The sequence below is a fragment of the Vibrio sp. 1562 genome (assembly GCF_033340155.1).
In the GTDB taxonomy this organism is placed as follows: Bacteria; Pseudomonadota; Gammaproteobacteria; order Enterobacterales; family Vibrionaceae; genus Vibrio; species Vibrio alginolyticus.
Genome location: NZ_JAWOVY010000439.1, coordinates 1 through 650, shown reverse-complemented (window position 1 = coordinate 650; position 650 = coordinate 1). Strand labels below are relative to the sequence as shown.

At 46.9% G+C, this 650-nt stretch carries 2 protein-coding genes and 1 pseudogene; all 3 read left to right on the top strand.

The genetic code is table 11. The features are described from left to right. Positions 1-159, top strand: a 159-nt coding sequence (locus R7Z49_RS25675; protein WP_318112488.1) for an EscE/YscE/SsaE family type III secretion system needle protein co-chaperone, incomplete at its 5' end; no start/stop codon positions are given. A gap of 11 nt (positions 160-170) precedes the next feature. Then, positions 171-419: a type III secretion system needle filament protein VscF gene (gene vscF, locus R7Z49_RS25670; RefSeq protein ID WP_005464566.1), complete on the top strand. Its 249-nt coding sequence runs from the start codon at positions 171-173 to the stop codon at positions 417-419. Positions 420-422: 3 nt separating this feature from the next. Further along, positions 423-650: pseudogene (vscG, locus tag R7Z49_RS25665) on the top strand (YscG family type III secretion system chaperone VscG); the annotation flags it as partial.

Here is a 650-nt window from a genome sequence, read left to right as displayed (position 1 = left end):
CAAAACATTAAGAGCAAGCTCTTACAAGCACAGGCAGCGGTAAAGCGTCAGTTGGACTTGGGATGTCCTCCGCAGCAGTATCAATTGCTACTAAAACAGTATGAAGCATACACAGCGGCACAGGTTGTGATTGAAGCATACGAAGCTAACCAAAAATAAAGGGAAATCCTATGTCATTTTACGATGCGACCAACAGTGTAAACCTCGATGACGTTAAAACGAAACTTGAGCAACAAGCGAAAGACGCGAACAAATCCGTCACCGATGCCATTAAAAATCTAGAAACCAACGCGGACGATCCATCTAAGCTGGCTGAACTTCAGCACGCTATCAACAAATGGTCGGTGGTATACAACATCAACGCAACCACCACTCGTGCGATCAAAGATGTAATGCAGTCGATCCTGCAGAAGGTGTAATGCATGGAACGAGAATTACGCCAGCTGTTGGCTGAAATTGCTTTGATGGCGACGGGGATGCATCGTCATCAAGAGGCCAATACGATTGCTGATTGCCTTGAGGAGACCTCGAACTCTGAAGAAGTCGTAGTAATGATTCGCGCGATGAGCCTGATGAACAAAGGCGCGTACGAAGAGGCACATCGATTGCTTGAGCCACTTTGCACCGCGTATCCTGACCTGATCAGTTTG